Source organism: Comamonas sp. 4034, from assembly GCF_050434545.1.
Taxonomy (GTDB): Bacteria; Pseudomonadota; Gammaproteobacteria; order Burkholderiales; family Burkholderiaceae_C; genus Comamonas; species Comamonas odontotermitis.
Map to the genome: position 1 here is coordinate 127,238 of NZ_JBNDIT010000002.1, position 17,957 is coordinate 145,194.

The 17,957-nt window shown below is 65.7% G+C and carries 14 protein-coding genes; 6 read left to right on the plus strand and 8 right to left on the minus strand.

Translation table 11 applies throughout. The features are described from left to right. Positions 1-123 precede the first annotated feature (123 nt). Positions 124-2,181: a transglycosylase SLT domain-containing protein gene (locus tag ABIE32_RS03145; RefSeq protein ID WP_429013858.1), complete on the plus strand. Its 2,058-nt coding sequence runs from the start codon at positions 124-126 to the stop codon at positions 2,179-2,181. 75 nt (positions 2,182-2,256) lie between these two features. Here the strand turns inward: ABIE32_RS03145 and ABIE32_RS03150 are convergent, their stop codons facing one another. From ABIE32_RS03150 to ABIE32_RS03170, 5 genes are all read right to left on the minus strand, one after another. Then, on the minus strand, positions 2,257-3,066 hold the full coding sequence (locus ABIE32_RS03150) for an SDR family oxidoreductase (protein WP_224153159.1): 810 nt from the start codon (positions 3,064-3,066) through the stop codon (positions 2,257-2,259). Positions 3,067-3,129: 63 nt separating this feature from the next. After that, positions 3,130-4,131: a Bug family tripartite tricarboxylate transporter substrate binding protein gene (locus ABIE32_RS03155; protein WP_429013861.1), complete on the minus strand. Its 1,002-nt coding sequence runs from the start codon at positions 4,129-4,131 to the stop codon at positions 3,130-3,132. Between the two features lie 97 nt (positions 4,132-4,228). Further along, positions 4,229-4,993, minus strand: coding sequence for a crotonase/enoyl-CoA hydratase family protein (locus tag ABIE32_RS03160; protein ID WP_429013864.1), 765 nt, complete (start codon positions 4,991-4,993; stop codon positions 4,229-4,231). Between the two features lie 75 nt (positions 4,994-5,068). Beyond that, positions 5,069-5,836 (minus strand): SDR family NAD(P)-dependent oxidoreductase, encoded by a 768-nt coding sequence (locus ABIE32_RS03165; protein ID WP_224153162.1) that lies wholly within the window; start codon positions 5,834-5,836, stop codon positions 5,069-5,071. A gap of 49 nt (positions 5,837-5,885) precedes the next feature. Then, the gene (locus ABIE32_RS03170) at positions 5,886-7,070 is read right to left on the minus strand and encodes a thiolase family protein (protein WP_224153163.1); all 1,185 of its coding nucleotides are present in this window, start codon (positions 7,068-7,070) and stop codon (positions 5,886-5,888) included. A 210-nt stretch (positions 7,071-7,280) separates the two neighbouring features. On the opposite strand from ABIE32_RS03170, the gene ABIE32_RS03175 reads away from it, so the two are divergent. From ABIE32_RS03175 to ABIE32_RS03190, 4 genes are all read left to right on the plus strand, one after another. Next, a complete protein-coding gene (locus tag ABIE32_RS03175) occupies positions 7,281-8,855 on the plus strand; it encodes an AMP-binding protein (RefSeq protein ID WP_429013868.1) in 1,575 nt (524 codons plus the stop codon). 63 nt (positions 8,856-8,918) lie between these two features. Next, complete coding sequence (locus ABIE32_RS03180) at positions 8,919-10,061, plus strand: acyl-CoA dehydrogenase family protein (protein ID WP_429013871.1); 1,143 nt, start codon at positions 8,919-8,921, stop codon at positions 10,059-10,061. A gap of 61 nt (positions 10,062-10,122) precedes the next feature. Next, on the plus strand, positions 10,123-11,130 hold the full coding sequence (locus ABIE32_RS03185) for a tripartite tricarboxylate transporter substrate binding protein (RefSeq protein WP_429013873.1): 1,008 nt from the start codon (positions 10,123-10,125) through the stop codon (positions 11,128-11,130). Between the two features lie 45 nt (positions 11,131-11,175). Next, positions 11,176-11,814: a response regulator gene (locus ABIE32_RS03190; protein ID WP_224153167.1), complete on the plus strand. Its 639-nt coding sequence runs from the start codon at positions 11,176-11,178 to the stop codon at positions 11,812-11,814. A gap of 12 nt (positions 11,815-11,826) precedes the next feature. On the opposite strand, the gene otnI is transcribed toward ABIE32_RS03190, so the two are convergent. Both otnI and ABIE32_RS03200 read right to left on the minus strand, forming a co-directional pair. Next, positions 11,827-12,639 (minus strand): 2-oxo-tetronate isomerase, encoded by an 813-nt coding sequence (otnI, locus tag ABIE32_RS03195; RefSeq protein ID WP_429013876.1) that lies wholly within the window; start codon positions 12,637-12,639, stop codon positions 11,827-11,829. Positions 12,640-12,700: 61 nt separating this feature from the next. Beyond that, positions 12,701-15,415: a PAS-domain containing protein gene (locus ABIE32_RS03200; protein ID WP_429013879.1), complete on the minus strand. Its 2,715-nt coding sequence runs from the start codon at positions 15,413-15,415 to the stop codon at positions 12,701-12,703. Positions 15,416-15,596: 181 nt separating this feature from the next. Between ABIE32_RS03200 and ABIE32_RS03205 the strand changes: the two genes are divergently transcribed. Then, on the plus strand, positions 15,597-16,928 hold the full coding sequence (locus ABIE32_RS03205; protein WP_224153170.1) for a dicarboxylate/amino acid:cation symporter: 1,332 nt from the start codon (positions 15,597-15,599) through the stop codon (positions 16,926-16,928). A 146-nt stretch (positions 16,929-17,074) separates the two neighbouring features. Here ABIE32_RS03205 and ABIE32_RS03210 read toward each other — a convergent pair whose 3' ends face one another. Further along, positions 17,075-17,923 (minus strand): hypothetical protein, encoded by an 849-nt coding sequence (locus ABIE32_RS03210; protein WP_429013883.1) that lies wholly within the window; start codon positions 17,921-17,923, stop codon positions 17,075-17,077. Positions 17,924-17,957: the final 34 nt, after the last annotated feature.

Sequence of the window (17,957 nt, forward strand, 5' to 3'; positions counted from 1 at the left end):
AACTGCGGCCCCTGCGCTTTTGCGGGCCTGCCCGGATGTGTATGATTTTGTGATTCTTTCGCGGCGCCCGCTTTCCATCCTCCGGCCAGTGCTGGCGCCGCCTTCTTGCGAGAGTTCGAGCCCATGCGTTGGAAAGTTCTGTTCACGCCGCTGATGGCGGCCCTGTTGGCAGCCGGTGCGCTGCCGTTGCCCGCCCAGACCATCTTGCAGGGCGCCGTCCAGGTGCAGCCGCCCGTGCAGGCATCGGCCGCTGCGGTGCCGCAGACGGCTTCGCAGATGGCGAGCGACGATGTCATCGTGGACATGCAGCAGGCCTTCCGCAAGCGCGACAAGACCAAGCTGAGCCAGCTGCTGCCATCGACACGCGGCCATGTGCTGGAGCCGTGGGCGGCCTATTGGGAGCTGCGCGCGCGCCTGCAGGAAGCCACGCAGGACGAGGTGCAGGCCTTTCTCACCCGCTGGGCTGGCACTTACCAGGAAGACCGCCTGCGCAACGACTGGCTGCGCCTGCTGGGCCAGCGCCGCGACTGGGGCAATTTCGACGCCCTGTACCCGGCCTTCCGCATGGGCGACGACCGCGAGCTGCGCTGCTATGCGGCGGTGATCGATCTGGCCAAGGGCAAAAAGACCGAGCAACTGGGCCAGACCGTCAAGGCCAACTGGTACGCGCAGCGTGATTCCGAAGACGGCTGCAATCTGGCCGCCTCCGAGATGTATTCGGCAGGCAAGCTGCAGGCCGACGACATCTGGCGCCGCGCGCGCCTGACCATGGAGACCGGGCGCACCCGCGCCGCGCGCGCTGCGGTGGAGATTGCCGCGCCCGTGCAGCTGCAGGCCTTCTCCACCATGCTGCAGTCGCCCGCCAAATACCTGGCCACCAAGGCCAAGCTGCAGACCAAGGAGCAGCAGGAGCTGGCCACCTTGGCGCTCATCAAGATGGCAGCAGACAACCCCGAGGGCGCAGCCAACCTGATGGACAGCCGCTGGGGCGAACTGCTCAGCCAGGACAAGCGCGATTGGATCTGGGGTGTGATCGGCAAGACCCAGGCAACGCGCTTGTCGCCCGATGCGCTGGCCAGCTTCGCCAAGGTGGGCAAGGACAGCCATCTGAACGATGACATGCTCAACTGGAAGGCCCGCGCCGCGCTGCGTGCCGGCCAGTGGCAGCAGGTGCGCAAGAGCATCGAAGCGATGAGCGAGGAAGAGCGGCGCGACCCGACCTGGGTGTACTGGCGCGCCAAGGCCTTGCAGGCAGGCAAGGTGAGCGACACGCAGTCGGCCGAGGCGCGCGAGCTGCTGCAGACCATTGCCGGCCCGCAAGGCTTTTACGAACAGCTGGCGCAGGAAGACCTGGGTCAGAAGATCAGCGTGACCGCCGCGCCGGTGGCGATAGACGAGCCTGCCCGCCAGGCAGTGCGCAGCAACCCCGGGCTGGCTCGCGCGCTCTACGCCATTCAGCTGGGTCTGCGCAGCGAAGGCGTGCGCGAGTGGAACTACACCACCAACCTGCACGAAAACGGCGGCATGGGCGACAAGGAGCTGCTCGCCGCCGCCGAGCTGGCCTGCCAGCGCCAGATCTGGGACCGCTGCATCAACACCAGCGAACGCACCAAGTCGGTGGTCGACGTGGGCCAGCGCTTTCCCATGCCTTTCAAGGATGCGGTCGTCAGCCGTTCGCGCGAGATCGGGCTCGATCCCGCCTATGTCTACGGCCTGATCCGGCAGGAGAGCCGCTTCATCATGGATGCGCGCTCGGGCGTGGGCGCATCGGGCTTGATGCAGATCATGCCTGCCACGGCGCGCTGGACGGCACGCAAGATCGGCATGACCGATTTCACCCCCGGCAGCATCAACGACCGCGACACCAACATCACCCTGGGCACCGCGTACCTGAAGCTGGCGCTCGATGATTTCGACGGCTCCATGGCCATGGCCGCCGCAGGCTACAACGCAGGCCCCGGCCGACCGCGCAACTGGCGCAACGGCCCGGTGCTGGACGGCGCGATCTGGGCCGAGAACGTGCCCTTTGCCGAGACGCGCGATTACGTGAAGAAAGTACTCTCCAACACCACCAGCTATGCGGCCATCCTTACCGGCCAGCCGCAGTCGCTGCGCGCGCGCCTGGGCACCGTGGGCCCGCGTGCGGAAGGCGAGCCCGATCCGTCCAAGGATCTGCCATAAGCTGTAATTTGCTCTGTTTCTGATAGCTGCTGGCGCTTTGCTATAAAGCGCCATCAGCTATTTTTGTATAGGCGGCTACGCTTCGGCGCGCGGCACGTAGGAGGCGCGCATGTCGCGCCCGCCGCGCAGCGCGGCGCCGCCGTCCACAGGAATGATCGCCCCCGTCACGTAGCTGGCGAGCGGCGACGAGAGGAACAGCGCCATGTGGGCCACGTCATCCAGGCTGCCCATGCGCTGCAGCGGCACGGTGTCCGTGGCGCGCTGGAGGGCTTCGGGCGAGGGCGCAAGGCGCCGCATGCCCTCGGTATCGGCAATCGGACCGGGCGAGATGGCGTTGACGCGCACGCCCACCTCACCCCATTCCAGCGCCAGCACGCGGGTCATCATGTCGATACCCGCCTTGGCGGCGCAGGCGTGCACCTGGTACATGGTGGGGTTGACGCCCTGGGGCGCCGAAATGCTGATGACGCTGGCGCCGGGCTTGCGCAGCAGCGGGTAGGCCATGCGCAGCACGTGAAAAGTGCCGTTCAGGTCGATATCGACCACCGTCTTGAAGCCGTTGGCCGACAGGTCCTTGGCCGGGGCAATGAAGTTGCCCGCTGCGCCCGATACCAGCACATCGATGGGCCCGAACTGTGCATGCGCCTGGGTGAGCGCGGCCTGCACGGCGGCGGCGTCGCGCACATCGGCGCTGATGCCCAGGGCCTGCGCGCCCAGCGTCTGCAGGCTGGCTTCGGCCTGCTGCACCTTGTCGGGGGAGCGGCTCATCACGCTGACGCGGGCGCCCGCGCGGGCAAAGGCCTGCGCAATGCCCAGGTTGATGCCGCTGGTGCCGCCTGCGACGAAAACATGCTGCCCGGAGAAGGAGAAGGGTGGATTTGTCATGTGAGGTGGTTCCATTGCGCTGCGCCATCGTTCGAGTGCGCGACGGATGATGGAGAAATGAGGTCAGTCGAGCTGCAGTTTCTGGCTCAGGATCAGCTCGCCCCAGGTCTTCTGGTCATCTGCCACCTGCCTGGCAAACGCGGCCTGCGGCTTGCCGCCGGGGTTGCCGCCCAGGTCGCGGTAGCGCTTCTGGATGTCGGGGTCGTGCAGCACGGCCTGCAGGTTGTCAGTGAGCTTCTTGACGACGTCGGGCGGCGTCTTGGCGGGCACGAAAAAGCCCATCCAGCCGACCTTGTTGAAATCCTTCATGCCCAGCTCGGTCATGGTCGGCACCGTGGGCAGCTCGGGCTCGCGCTGGTCGCCGGTCACGGCCAGCGGGCGCAGCTTGCCATCCTTGATGTGGGCGAGCGAGGCGGTCATGTTGTCGAACATGAACTGGGTCTCGCCCGTCACGATGGCCATGGTGCCGGGGGCCGAGCCCTTGTAGGGCACATGCACCACATCGGTGGCGGTGCGTTCCTTGAACAGCTCGCCCATCAGGTGCGTGGTCTGGCCCATGCCGGCAGACGAGAACGACAGCTTGCCGGGCTCCTTCTTCGCTGCCGCAATCAGATCGGGCAGGCTTTGGATGGGCGATTTGGCGGGCACGACCAGCACGTTCGAGAAATAGATCATGTCCGTCAGCGCCACAAAATCGCCGGGTTTGTAGCTGAGCTTCTTGTACGCCGTGTAGTTGATGGCGTTGCTGCCCGTATTGCCCACCAGCACGGTATAGCCATCGGGCTGGGCGCGTGCCACGAGGCCCGTGCCCAGGCTGCCGCCGGCGCCGGGTTTGTTGTCCACGATCACCGGCTGGCCCAGCCGTTCGCCCAGCTTCTGCGCCAGCATGCGCGCAGGAATGTCGGTGGAGCCACCCGCAGCGCCGGGAATGACAAGGGTGATGGGGCGCGAGGGCCAGTTGCCATCTGCCAGGGCGGGCAGGCTGAAGGCCGCGGTGCCCAGGGCCAGCGCGCTGGCCGCCAGGCTGGCAAGCGCGCTGCGGCGGGGAATAGAGGCGCGGGTCATGCGGTTGTCTCCTTGGGGTTTTGTGCCGGGCTTGCTCTTCTTTTGAGAGTTGATGCGCAAGCTGGTATTGCGCTGGCGGCCCGTTTGGTTGAAATGTCTACTGGCCTTTCCACACCGGTTTGCGCTTTTCGGCAAACGCTGCGGCGCCTTCGCGCGCGTCCTGCGATTCAAAGACGGGCGTGGTGATGACGGCCTGCCGCTCCCACATCTCATCGCGGCGCCATTCGGCCGATTCGCTCGCCACCTGCTTGCTGGCGATCAAGGACAGCGGCCCGTTGGCTGCCACGGCGGCGGCCAGCTGCAGCGCGGCATCGAGCGCGCCGCCCACATCCGCGAGCCGGTTGACGAGGCCCAGCTGCGCCGCGCGCTCGGCGCCGAGCATGTCGCCGGTCAGAATGCATTCCATCGCCACGTGGTAGGGCAGGCGCTTGGGCAGCCGCATGAGGCCGCCAGCCGTGGCGGCCAGACCGCGCTTGACCTCGGGCAAGCCGAACTGGGCGTTGCGCGCGGCAACGATCAGGTCGCAGGCAAGCACCACCTCAAAGCCGCCAGCGAGCGCGTAGCCTTCGACGGCGGCGATCAGGGGCTTTCTGGGCGGGCGCATGGTGACGCCGCAAAAGCCGCGCCCCGGCACGCTGGGGCGCTTGCCCTGCAGAAAGCCCTTGAGATCCATGCCTGCGCAAAAGCTGCCCCCGGCGCCGGTGATGATGCCGACCGACAGGGCCGGGTCGGCGTCGAGCGCATCCAGCGCCGCCACCATGGCCTCGGACATTTCCAGCGTGGCGGCATTGCGCGCCTCGGGGCGGTTCAGGGTCATGATCTGCACGTTGCCGCGCACTTCAACCAGCAGGGGAGATGTCATGGAATGCCTTTCGAAATTCGACGGAGAGCCGGACGGAGCCCGGCGCGGCCCCGTCGGCGGAGGCGGCGCTGGCAATCAGCGCGGCTGCATGCGGATGGCGCCATCGAGGCGAATGGTTTCGCCGTTGAGCATGGGGTTCTCCAGAATGTGCAGCGCCGTGAGCGCGTACTCGTTCGGGCGGCCCAGGCGCGCCGGGTTGGGCACCGATGCTGCGAGCGACTGGCGTACGTTCTCGGGCAGCTTGGCGAGGATGGGCGTATCGAACAGGCCGGGCGCAATGGTGCAGACGCGGATCATCTTGGAGGCCAGGTCGCGTGCGGCCACAATGGTCATGCCGATCACGCCTGCCTTGGACGATGCGTACGGTATCTGGCCGATCTGGCCTTCGTAGCCCGCCACCGATGCCGTCAGCACGCAGGCACCGCGCTCGCCCTCGATGGGCTCGTTCTTGGCCATGGCCACGGCCGACAGGCGCAGGGTGTTGAAGGTGCCGATCTGGTTGATGCGGATGATGTTGGTGTATTTTTCCAGCGATCCGGCGCTGCCATCTTTCTCGATCAGGCGCACCGGGCCACCAATGCCTGCGCAGTGCACCAGCGCACGAAACTCGCCGAACGCCTCGGCAGCCGCCACGGCTTGCTGCATCTGCTCGCCATCGGCCACGTCGGCCTTGACGAACCGGAGCTGGCCGCCGTACTGCTTTTGCATCGCGGCACCGCGCTCCTCGTTCAAATCCACGGCCACCACATTCAGCCCGCGCGCCAGCAGCGCCACCGCGCTGGCCTCGCCCAGGCCCGACACGCCGCCTGTCACCAGGGCCGTCATTCCTTTTTGCAGTTGCATCTCCAAAGTCCTTTTATTCAATGATTGGCGTCAATGCACGCGCAGCGCCTCAGGGGGTGATTTCCAAAATAGTTGCGTTGGCCATCCCGCCTGCTTCGCACATCGACTGCAGGCCGTAACGCTGGCCGCTGTCTTCCAGCGCGTGCAGCATCGTTGTCATGAGGCGGATGCCCGAAGCGCCCAGCGGGTGGCCCAGTGCGATCGCGCCGCCGCGTGGGTTGAGGCGCTCGCCGTCGGCGCCCAGCTCCTTCTGCCAGGCCAGGGGCACCGAGGCAAAGGCCTCGTTGATTTCGTAGTGGTGAATGTCTTGCAGCTTCATTCCGGCCTTGGCCAGCACGCGCTGTGTGGCGGGAATGGGTGCGGTCAGCATCAGCAGCGGGTCGTCGCCCACCACGTCAAAGGCGACAAAGCGGGCGCGGGGCTTCAAGCCCAGTTGCAGGGCACGCTGCTCGCTCATGATGAGCATGGCGCTGGCGCCGTCGGTCATCTGTGAGGCATTGCCTGCCGTGGTGGACCACTGAATCTGCGGAAAGCGTGCCGAGAGTTCTTCGTTCTCGAACACCGCCTTGAGCCCGGCGAGCTTTTCCGCCGTCGTGCTGGCGCGGATGGTTTCGTCGGCAGTCACCAGGCCTGCGGGTGTATTGATGCCGACGATCTCCCGCGCGAAGCCGCCGCCGGTTTGCGCCGCGTGGGCACGCTGGTGCGAGCGCGCGGCGTAGGTGTCCAGATCGGCGCGGGAGAGGCCCCATTTGGCCGCCACCAGATCGGCAGACACGCCCTGGCCAACCAGACCGGGGGCATAACGTGCGTCAAACCGCGCGCCGGTCGTGTTCTTGCCCATGCGCGAGCTGCCCATGGGCACGCGGCTCATCGATTCCACGCCGCAGGCGATCACGATGTCCTGCGTGCCCGACATGATGGCCTGCGCCGCAAAGTGCACCGCCTGCTGGCTGGAGCCGCACTTGCGGTCAATGGTGGTGGAGGGCACATGTGTGGGCAGGCCCGCCGCCAGCCAGGCCAGGCGCCCGGGCGTGCCAGCCTGCTCGCCCGCCTGGCTCACGCAGCCGCAGATCACGTCATCGACCTGGCCGGGGTCCAGCGCGGCATTGCGGCCCATGAGCTGCTGCAGCACCTGCGAGAGCAGATCGACCGGGTGCAACTCGGCCAGTGCGCCGTCGGGTTTGGCCCTTGCCATGGGGCTGCGGATGGCATCAACGATGACTGGAATGTTCATTGGATTAATGAGACTTGAGGATCATTATTTAAATAATAGGTTTCAAAAAAGTGAAGATGTACTGGTGTTTACCCGCGATGTATTTGGTGAATTCTGCTGAATACTGCTTTCTGAAACAAATAATGTGAGACAGCAGATTCGAAATAAATTCGATCTGTAACGCAGGTGATTGCGCATTCCGATCGCTTGTGAAATGCGGAGACCAGGGATATGCACAACTTTTTCAGCTGGGCCGATGCACAGCCCGACCGGGTCGTCCTGACCCAGGCCGACAGCGGCAAGTGCCATACAGCGGGCGACATTGCCCGGGGCGCGCGGCGCCTGGCGCAGTGGTTTGCCGCGCAGGGCCTGCAGGCGCAGGACACCGTGGCCGTGCTGCTGGAGAACCGGCGCGAGATCGTCGAGCTGGTACTCGCCGCTCGCGAGGCGGGTCTGTATGCCGCCGTCATCAGCACGCACCTGACGCCCGCTGAAGTGGCCTACATCATCCAGGACAGCGGCGCGCAGATGCTGCTGGTGTCTGGCAAGACCTGGCCCAACGCGCAGCAGGCGGTGCAGGCGCTGGGTGTCGCGGCCTATTCGGTCGATGAAGACACCCCCGGTGTGGCTGCACTTGCCAGTGCCGTAGAAGCGGCCAACGCAGCGCCCGTCGACCTGAGCGACCGGCCGCTCGGGCGCGATCTGCTGTATTCCAGCGGCACCACGGGCAAGCCCAAGGGCATCAAGAAGCCGCTGCTGGGCGCACAGTACCGCACCCAGGCCGACCCGGAAGTGGCCGCGTGGATGCGCAACATGCGTTTTGACAGCAGCGCGGTCTATCTCTCGCCTGCGCCGCTCTACCACGCAGCGCCCCTGCGCTACAGCCTGCGCACGCTCGATGTGGGCGGCGCCGCCGTCATCATGGGGCGTTTTGACCCGCAAGAAGCGCTGGCACTGATCGAGCGCTACCAGGTCACCCACAGCCAGTGGGTGCCCACGATGCTGAGCCGCATGCTCAAGCTGCCCGATGCCGTCAAGACCCGCTACCGGCTGGACAGCCACCGGGTGGCCATCCATGCCGCGGCGCCCTGCCCGGTGCCGGTCAAGCAGGCCATCCTGGACTGGTGGGGCGACATTCTGCTGGAGTATTACGCTGGCTCCGAAGGCTGCGGTACCACCTTGATCACCTCCGAGGAATGGCGCGCCCGGCCGGGCTCGGTGGGCCGCGCCATCACCGGCCAGCTGCACATCGTGGGCGACGACGGGCAGGAGCTGGGCACGGGCGAGGTGGGGCGGGTGTACTTCTCGGGCGGCAGCCCGTTCCAGTACCTGAACGACGAGGCCAAGACGCGCGAGGCCATCAACGAGCGCGGCTGGGCCACCTATGGCGATATCGGCTACGTGGATGCCGAGGGCTTTCTGTTCCTGAGCGACCGGCGCGCCGATCTGATCCTGTCGGGCGGGGTCAATATTTATCCACAGGAAATCGAGACCGCGCTCGCCCGGCACGAAGCTGTGGATGAAGTGGCCGTGGTCGGGGTGCCGCACGAGGATTTCGGCGAGCAGCCGATGGCCGTGGTGGTGCTCAAGCCCGGGTTCGAGGCGAGTGCGGCGACGGCCGGTGCGATTGTGGCGCAGGCCGCAGGCCAGCTGTCGAAGGTGAAATGGCCGCAGCGCCTTGTGTTCGAGGCCAGCCTGCCACGGCTGGAGACCGGCAAGCTGCTGCGCCGTGTGCTCAAGGAGCGTTTTCGGCAAACCCCCGATGCGGGCCACGATGTGCGCAGCGCCATGGCGCAAAAAGCATAGCAATCAGCGCTTGCTGGACGTGCGCTGGCAAGCATTTTTAATCAAAAATATTCATTTACCACCATGCAAGACCTGATCCAGCGCACCGTGTTCCGCGAAGACCACGAGCAATTCCGCGACGCGGTTCACCACTTCTTTGAAAAGGAGATCGTCCCTTTCCATGCGCAGTGGGAGCGCGACGGCCTCGTTCCCAAGGAAGTGTGGCGCAAGGCGGGCCGTGAAGGCCTGCTCAACACCATGCTGCCCGAGCCTTATGGCAGCGGCGGCGATTTCGGCCACGCGGCCGTGCTGATCGAGGAGATTGCGCGTACCGGCGCCAGCGGCCTGGGCTTTCCGCTGCACTCGGACATTGTTGCGCCCTACATCAATGCCTATGGCAGCAAGGTGCAGAAAGACCGCTGGCTGCCCAAGATGGCGGCGGGCGAGCTGATCGGCGCCATTGCCATGACCGAGCCGGGCGCGGGCAGCGACCTGAAATCGGTGCGCACCACGGCCAAGCGGGAAGGCGACCACTACGTCATCAACGGCGCCAAGACTTTCATCACCAACGGCATCAATTCCGAGATCGTCATCGTCGTCTGCAAGACGGCGCCGGAGCTGGGCGCCAAGGGTGTGTCGCTGATCGTCGTCGAAGAAGTCACGCCCGGTTTCAGCAAGGGCCGCAAGCTCGAGAAGATCGGCCTGATGGCGCAGGACACCTCCGAGCTGTTCTTCGACAATGTGCGCGTGCCGGTGGACCACCTGCTGGGCGAGGAGAACCAGGGCTTCAAGTACCTGATGCACGAGCTGGCGCAGGAGCGGCTGGTGGTGGCCGTGCGCGCGGCCATGTCCATCGAGGCCTTTCTGCAAAAAACCATTGACTACACCCGCGAGCGCAAGGCCTTCGGTCAGGCGGTGTTCGAGTTCCAGAACACCCGCTTCAAGCTCGCCGAGGCCAAGGCGCAGGCGACGATGCTGCGCGTCTTTGTTGACGACTGCATCACGCTGCACCTGGAGCGCAAGCTCACGCCCGAGCGCGCCGCCATGGTCAAGCTCAACGCAACGGCGCTGCAGAACCGGTTGCTGGACGAATTTCTGCAGCTGCACGGCGGCTACGGCTACATGACCGAGTACCAGGTGGGCCGCGCCTGGACGGATGCGCGCATCGGCCGCATCTACGGCGGCAGCGATGAAATCATGAAGGAAATCATCGCCAGGGGGTTGTAGCCCCTTCAGACATTGCGCGCCCGCGTTGGCCCGTCACCCAAAAATGATCAGGAGACTAGACATGCACCACCGTCGTTCGGCCCCGGGCCGCATTCTGAACCGTATTGCCAGCCTCGTGGGCACTGCCGTGCTGGCGGCGCTCGCCGCCGGGGGCACCACGGCCTACGCGGCTGATGCCTATCCAAGCAAGCCGATCCGGCTGGTGGTGCCCTACCCGGCAGGGGGCGGCACGGACATCATTGCCCGCCTGATGGGCACGCAGCTGAGCCAGCGCTGGGGCCAGCCGGTGATTGTGGACAACAAGCCCGGTGCGAGCGGCATGCTGGGCAACGACATCGTGGCCAAGGCGCCGGGCGATGGCTACACCGTTCTGCTGGGCATCACGGCGCTGGTGCAGATACCATCGCTGTACAAGAAGGTGCCCTACAAGCTGAGCGACCTGACGCCGGTCTCGCAAACCGCCAAATCGGCCGATCTGGTGTTTGTGCCGCGCAGCTCCGGCATCACCAGCCTGCAGCAGTTCGTGGCCAAGGCCAAGGCAGAGCCGGGCCAGCTCAACTACGGCTCGTACGGCAATGCCACCTCGTCGCACCTGCATGGCGAGCAGCTCAAGCTCAAGGCCGGTATCGACATGGTGCATGTGCCCTACCAGGGCTCGGGCCCGGAGACTGCCGCCATGCTGGGCGGCCAGCTCGCGTCGGCCTTCATCGATGCCACAGCGGCCTACCCGCATATCAAGTCCGACAAGGTCAACATCATTGCCGTCACCGGCGCACAGCGCCACCCCGCCTTGCCCCAGGTGCCCACCATGGGCGAATCCGGCTATCCCGGCTTTGAGGCCAATGGCTGGTTTGGCTATTTTTTGCCCGCCAGCACGCCGCAGCCGATTGTGGACAAGCTGGGCAATGAGCTGGCTGCGATCGTGAAATTGCCCGAGGTCAACAAACGCCTGGTGGACATGGGCCTGATCCCGGTCGGCTCCACGCCTGCGGAGTTCAAGCCGGTGCTTGAACGCGACGCCGCGCACTGGAAATCCATCGTCGACGCGGCCAGGATATCGCTGGATTGACGAGGCGGGTTGAGCGGGGCGGGCCAGCCGTGGCAGACTATGCACATGCCCCAGCCCGCCTTGCTTGTTGCCGACGACCATCCCCTGCTGCGCGCTGCCGTTGTGCAGGTGATCCGCAGCCGCTTTCCGTCGTTCGAGGTTCTGGAAGCCTCCAGCGCCAGCACGCTGAGCGCCGCGCTGGCCGAGCACCCGCAGATTGAGCTGGTGCTGCTGGATCTGACCATGCCGGGCACCCACGGCTTCTCGGCGCTGTTGCATGTGCGTGGTGAGCATCCGCAACTGCCCGTGGTGGTCATCTCGTCGAATGATCACCCGCGCGTGATTCGCCGTGCGCAGCAATTCGGGGCCTCGGGCTTCATCTCCAAATCGGCGTCGGCCGATGCGCTGACCCAGGCCTTGAGCGCGGTGCTGGACGGGGACACGGCGTTTCCCTCGATCCACGCCGAGCGCTCCGAGGCCGATGCGGAGCTGGCCATGCGGCTGGCCCAGCTCACGCCGCACCAGTTCAAGACGCTGCTCTATGTGGCTGACGGCCTGCTCAACAAGCAGATTGCGCAGGAGATGGGCGTGACCGAGCACACCGTCAAGGTGCATGTGACGGCCATCCTGAAAAAGCTGGAATGCCACAGCCGCACCCAGGCGGCTGTGCTCGTCAAGAGCCTGGAGCCTGAAAGCCTGGGGTAGCAGGCGGCTGATTCAGTCTGCGCAGGCTTGCAGCCATGGCTGTAGCCAGCCCAGGCCATCGCTGGTTGCATGCGGCGCGTTGCCGCGCGCAGGGCGGTATTCGCAGCCAATCCAGCCGTCCCAGCCCAGGCTGTCCAGCAGCTGGAACAGGTAGCCGTAGTTGAGCTCCCCCACATCGGGCTCATGGCGCTCGGGGACGCCCGCGATCTGGAAGTGGGCGATGTTGCCGGTGGGCAGGTACTGGCGAATCTTTGTTGCCAGGTCGCCTTCGACGATCTGGCAGTGGTACAGATCCATCTGCACCTTGGCGTTGGGCTCGGCAATTTCGGCCAGCAGCGCGTGGGCCTGGTCCTGGCGGTTCAGAAAGAAGCCGGGCATGTCGCGGCCATTGATAGGCTCCAGCAGGATATGGATGCCGTGCGGCGCGGCCAACCTGGCGGCGTATCGCACATTGGCGATGTAGGTGCTGCGCACCGTGGCTGCATCGGCGCCCTGCGGCACGAGGCCGGCCATCACATGGATGCGGGGGCAGCCCAGGGCGAGAGCGTATTCCACGGCCTGGGCCATGCCGTCACGAAACTCCGCCTCGCGCCCCGCCATGCATGCGATGCCGCGCTCGCCCGCGTCCCAGTTGCCGGGCGGCGCGTTGAACAGCACCTGCTGCAGGCCATGCGCCTGCAGCAGCGCAGCCAGTTGCGCAGGCGCGTAGGCATACGGAAAGAGAAACTCCACAGCCCGGAATCCATCGCGGGCGGCGGCGGCAAAGCGATCCAGAAAGTCCACATCGTTGTAGAGCATGGACAGGTTGGCGGCAAAGCGGGGCATGGTGTATGTCTTGGTGTGTTACAGGCATTGGCGGGTGCAAACTGCCAATGTATTTTCAGTGTCATTGCGCAGGCGCTTCGCTCTCTCCGCCCTCGCTGGTATTGGAGGCATCGCCCCGCCGCAGCAGCATCTGGCTGGCCAGTGCGCGCAGTGCCGCTGGCCGCACGGGGGTGCGCAGAAAGCCCCAGCCGCGGTCGGCTGCCAGGCGGCGCAGCGCGGCATCGTGTTCGTCGCCCACCAGAATGGCCTGCGGCCGCTGGCCCCAGGCCTGGCACAGCTGCTGGTACAGATCCTGCACGGGTGCGGCTGCAGCGTGCGCACCCAGCAGGAGCAATTGCGGCGCTTGTTGCGGTGCAGCAATTGCCAAGGCTGCCAGCGCAGCCTGTGCATTGCCTGCCAGCGGAACGCTACAGCCCCAGCGCTGCAGCAGCGCGGCCAGAGCTGCGCTGGCTTCGGCGCTTTCGTCAATGCACCAGGCACTGGCGCCCTGCAGTGGTGCGTCCTGCTGTGGCGCGTTTTGCGGTGGTATTTGCAGCGGAGGAGCCATGCTGGGGGCGGCCTGGGCGAGCGGAACGCTGACCCAGAAGACGCTGCCGCGCCCCAGTTCCGAGCGCAGGCCGATCTCATGCCCCAGCAGCCGGCCCAGCCGCTGCACGATGGACAGGCCCAGGCCGGCGCCGCGGTCGTGCTGGTGGCCGGTTTCCAGGCGGCGGAATTCCTCGAAGATTTCGGTCTGCAGGCTCTCGGGTATGCCCGGCCCCTGGTCATGCACTTCGATGCGCACGTGGGCGCCGCTGCGGCGGCAGCCCAGCACGATCTTGCCGCGCCGGGTGTAGCGGATGGCGTTGGAGACGAAGTTCTGCACAATGCGGCGCAGCAGCACCGGGTCGCTGTGCACGGTGGCCTGAGAGGCCACCACATGCAGCTCAAGGCCATGCTCCTGCGCAATCACGCCCAGGTTGTTGCCCAACTGCTGCAGCAGGGGCGGCAGGGCGAAATCGGCCCAGTGCACCTCCATCTGGCCCGATTCCATGCGCGAGAGATCGAGCAGGCTGCCCAGGATATCGTCCTGCGCGGCCAGCGCGCCTTCGACCTGGCTGGCAATCTTGAGCGCTGGGCCATCCGGCACATGCTGGCGCAGCAGGGACGCGAACACGCGCGCGGCGTTCAGTGGCTGGAGCAGGTCGTGCACCGCTGCGGCGACGAACTTCGATTTGGAGCGGTTGGCCTGCTCGGCCTCGCGCTTGGCCTCGGCCAGGTCCTGCGTGCGGTCGGCAATGCGCTTTTCCAGGGCGTCGGCCAGCGAACGCAGCTCGCGCGCGGCGTTCTTGTAGCTGGTGATATCGGCGTAGCTGGTGACAAAGCCGCCACCCGGCAGCGGGTTGCCGCGTATCTCCAGCACGGTGCCGTCGGCCTTTTCGCTTTCGCGCGCGTGCGGCTGGCCGCTGCGCAGGTATTGCATGCGCCGCTCGATGGCGCCGTCGAGCTCGCTGCCGCTTTGCTGGCCCCGGCCCAGCAGGCCGCGCCGGGCGTTGAAGCGGTACAGCTCTTCCACTGGCATGCCCACCTTCAGCATGCCGGCAGGCAGGCGGAACAGCTCGCGGTAGCGTGAGTTCCAGGCCACCAGGTTCAGTGCGGCGTCGACCACGATCACCCCCTGGGGGAGGTGCTCCAGGCTCTGGCTTTTGCCGGCATCGGCCTGCTTGGCGGCAGCCACGATGCCGTCCTGCGCGGTGCGCAGCTCCTGCGCATGCTGCTGCAGCAGGGCTTCGAGCTCTTCCCGGCTGCGCTGGCGCAGGGCAGACAGGCGTTGGCGCTGGCGCACATACAGCACCAGCAGCGCCAGGGCCAGCCATGCGCCGCCCGCTGCCGAGGCGGCCCACCAGGCCGCTGCGTGGCTGCTGTTCACATCGTGGATGATGTGCAGCTGCCACCGGGTTTCGGGCAGATCTACCGCCTGCAGCAGCTTGTCGCCCAGCGCAGGGGTTTGCCAATGCACCAGCTCGCCGCCCTGGTCCAGGCTCTGCAGGATGCGCATCTGCAGCGGGTGCAGGGTTTCGTTGCCGTATTGCTGGGTGCGTTCGATGGCCTGCTGGGCACTGGGGCTGAGCGGGTGCAGCAGCCGGTACCGCCAGGCCGGATCACTGGCAAGAAACACGACACCGTTGGCATCGGTGGCAAACACGGTGTCGGGCGTCTGTATCCATTCGCGCTCCAGCTCCTGCAGGGCAATCTTGATGACGATCAAGCCCACGATGCGGTCCCCGGCATCGTGGATGCCGCGCGAGAGAAAGTAGCCCGCCTCGCCCGTGGTGACGCCAATGCCGTAGAAACTGCCTTTGTCTTGCTGCAGCGCCTCTTGCACATAGGGGCGGAAGCTGTAGTTTTCGCCGACGTTGCTGTGTGGGGTCTGCCAGTTGCTGGCGGCCACCGCGATGCCGGTCTGGTTGATGAGGGTGAGCGTGGAGGCCTGGCTGGCACCGTTGGCGCGTTCGAGTTTCTGGTTGAGCTGTCGCACTGCCGACGCCGCAGGGGGCGAGACCAGGGCGGCGCGCAGTTCAGGGTCCAGCGCCAGCACATCGGGCAGGGCGCGGTAGCGGTCGATGCGCTGGGCGAGCGCCTGGGCATAGAGGCTCACCTGGCGGTGGGCCAGCAGGTTCTCTTCGGCCAGGCTGTGCTGGAGCATCCAACGCCCGGCCAGCGTGGCAGCCCCGGCCGTGGTCAGCAGCACGGCGCACAAGGTCCAGGCGGGGTGGAAGGGTCGGTGCAAAGGCATGGGCGCGGAAGGCAAAACGCAAAATGGCAGCCGCCAAAGTCTAGGTGTTTTCCCTTGGTTGGATTTTTCCATAGCTCGGGAGCGGCGCAGCCTAATACTAATGTGTAATGGGCATCTGGCATGGGCTGCGATACAAACCCGCCTCAGCGCACCGCTCAGGTGCAGCTTCCCTGGAGACACCATGCAGATCCCATCCACGCCTGCCGCACCTGTGGCGCACCCGCCGTTCTACCGCAGCCTGTACTTTCAGGTGATCGTCGCCATTGTCCTGGGCGTGCTGCTCGGGTACCTAGAGCCCCAGTATGGGGCAGCGCTCAAGCCGCTGGGCGACGCCTTCATCAAGCTGGTCAAGATGATCATCGCGCCGGTGATCTTTCTGACCATCGTCACCGGCATCGCCAACATGACGCACCTCAGTGCCGTGGGCCGCGTGTTCGGCAAGGCGATGGCGTATTTCCTGTTCTTCTCCACGCTGGCGCTGATCGTGGGTCTGGTGGTGGCCAACACCATGCAGCCGGGCTCGGGCATGCACATCAACGTGGCTGATCTGGATCAGAAGGAGGTCAACTCCTATGTGGCCAAGACGCATGACATGACGGTCACCGGTTTCTTGATGGACGTCATCCCCAAGACCCTGGCCAGCCCCTTTGTTGGCGACAACATTCTGCAGGTGCTGTTTGTGGCGGTGCTGTTCGGCATTGGCCTCGCTATGGCGGGCGACCGTGGCAAACCGGTGCTGCAGTTCTTCGAGGCGCTGACCACGCCCGTGTTCAAGATCGTGCATATCGTGATGAAGGCTGCTCCCATCGGCGCGTTTGGCGCCATGGCTTTCACCATCGGCAAGTTCGGGCTGGGCTCGCTGCTCAACTTGGCAGAGCTGGTGGCTACGTTCTACATCACGTCGCTGCTGTTCGTGCTGGTCATTCTGGGCGCGGTGGCGCGCCTGTGCGGTTTTTCGGTGCTCAAGCTGATCCGCTACCTGAAGGCCGAGCTGCTGCTGGTGCTGGGTACTTCGTCTTCTGAATCAGCACTGCCTGCGCTGATGGAAAAGATGGAGCGGGCCGGTTGCAGCAAATCGGTGGTGGGCCTGGTGGTGCCTACCGGCTACTCGTTCAATCTGGACGGCACCAACATCTACATGACCCTGGCCGCGCTCTTCATCGCCCAGGCCACCGATACGCACCTCACCCTGGGGCACCAGCTGGCACTGCTTCTGGTGGCGATGCTCTCGTCCAAGGGGGCCGCAGGGGTAACGGGTGCGGGCTTCATCACGCTGGCGGCAACTCTGGCCGTGGTGCCCGAAGTACCAGTGGCCGGCATGGCGCTGATCCTGGGTGTGGACCGCTTCATGTCCGAATGCCGCTCGCTCACCAACTTCATCGGCAACGCCGTGGCTACCGTGGTGGTGTCGCGCTGGGAAAACGCACTGGATTACAACAAGCTCAACGCTGCGCTGAATGATCCCAATGCAGTGGATCCGGACGACGAACCCATTCGCGCCGCGACACACTGATACCGACAGGGGTGCATGAGGGGCAGAACTCTGCCCCGCTACCCATGAAACAGCAAGGCCCGCCGTTCAAATGGCGGGCCTTGCTGTTTTTGCCGGGTTGGAGATAAAAAGGCTTTCAGCGCACATCCATTAGGCGCTATAAGCTCTTATTTTTGTAGCAATCCGTGCATCGCGCGTAGCCGCAGCACGTCGCGCCCCAGCTTGCGGCTGTCGGGCAGCCGGGCCACCCAGCGCATCTGCTGCAGGGTGCGTTCCATGGCGCTTTGCACGGCAGGGTCGGATTGCGCGAGCCAGCTGTGCCACTGCGTGCGCGCAGCGTCCAGCGTGCCCGCGTTGCGCAGGAACAAAGCGGTGGAGTGCGCATAGCACAGCGCGTCCTTGACGATGCACAGCGCGGGCGGCAGGGTGGCCAGCGGGTCGTCCTCGAAGTCGATGTAGCCAATCACCCCGTCGGGGCAGCGCACCATGTTGCGGGCAAAGGCCTGGCTCAGGCAGGTGCCGCTGGCGTGCACCAGCTGCATGGCGGCAAAGCCCTGTTGCCACAGGAGAAGGGTTTCCTGCGGCGCTTCGCGGGCTGCCGCTTCGATCTCGTCGCTGAGCGACGGGCTGGGCAGGCCCGGCATACCCAGGTGGCGCATCAGAAAACCGTCCGGGCTGCTGGCCAGCACCTGCGGCACGCGCAGGCCACGGGCATGCAGGTCGCGCAGGCGCCGCACTTCGGTGGCCAGGGCTTCGCGCCCACCGGGGTTGACGACGGGTTGCAGCACCGGCACATCAAGCACGCGCGCAGCAATGGCAAGCGCCCGGTAGCGCCAGGCGGCAATCGGGGGGCCAGCTTTCTTCAGCCAGACCGATTCGCCCGGCAGCTCATACCGCACCACATTGAAGCTTTGCTGCGAAAGGTGCTGCTGCAGAAACTGCGCGTAGTCCACGCGGCGAGCGGTGCTGGCAAGGGCGGGCGGTGCAGCCTGTGGCAAAGGGGTGGAGTCAGTCATGCGCAGCGGAATGGCTGGCGCCCGGAAAACCCTC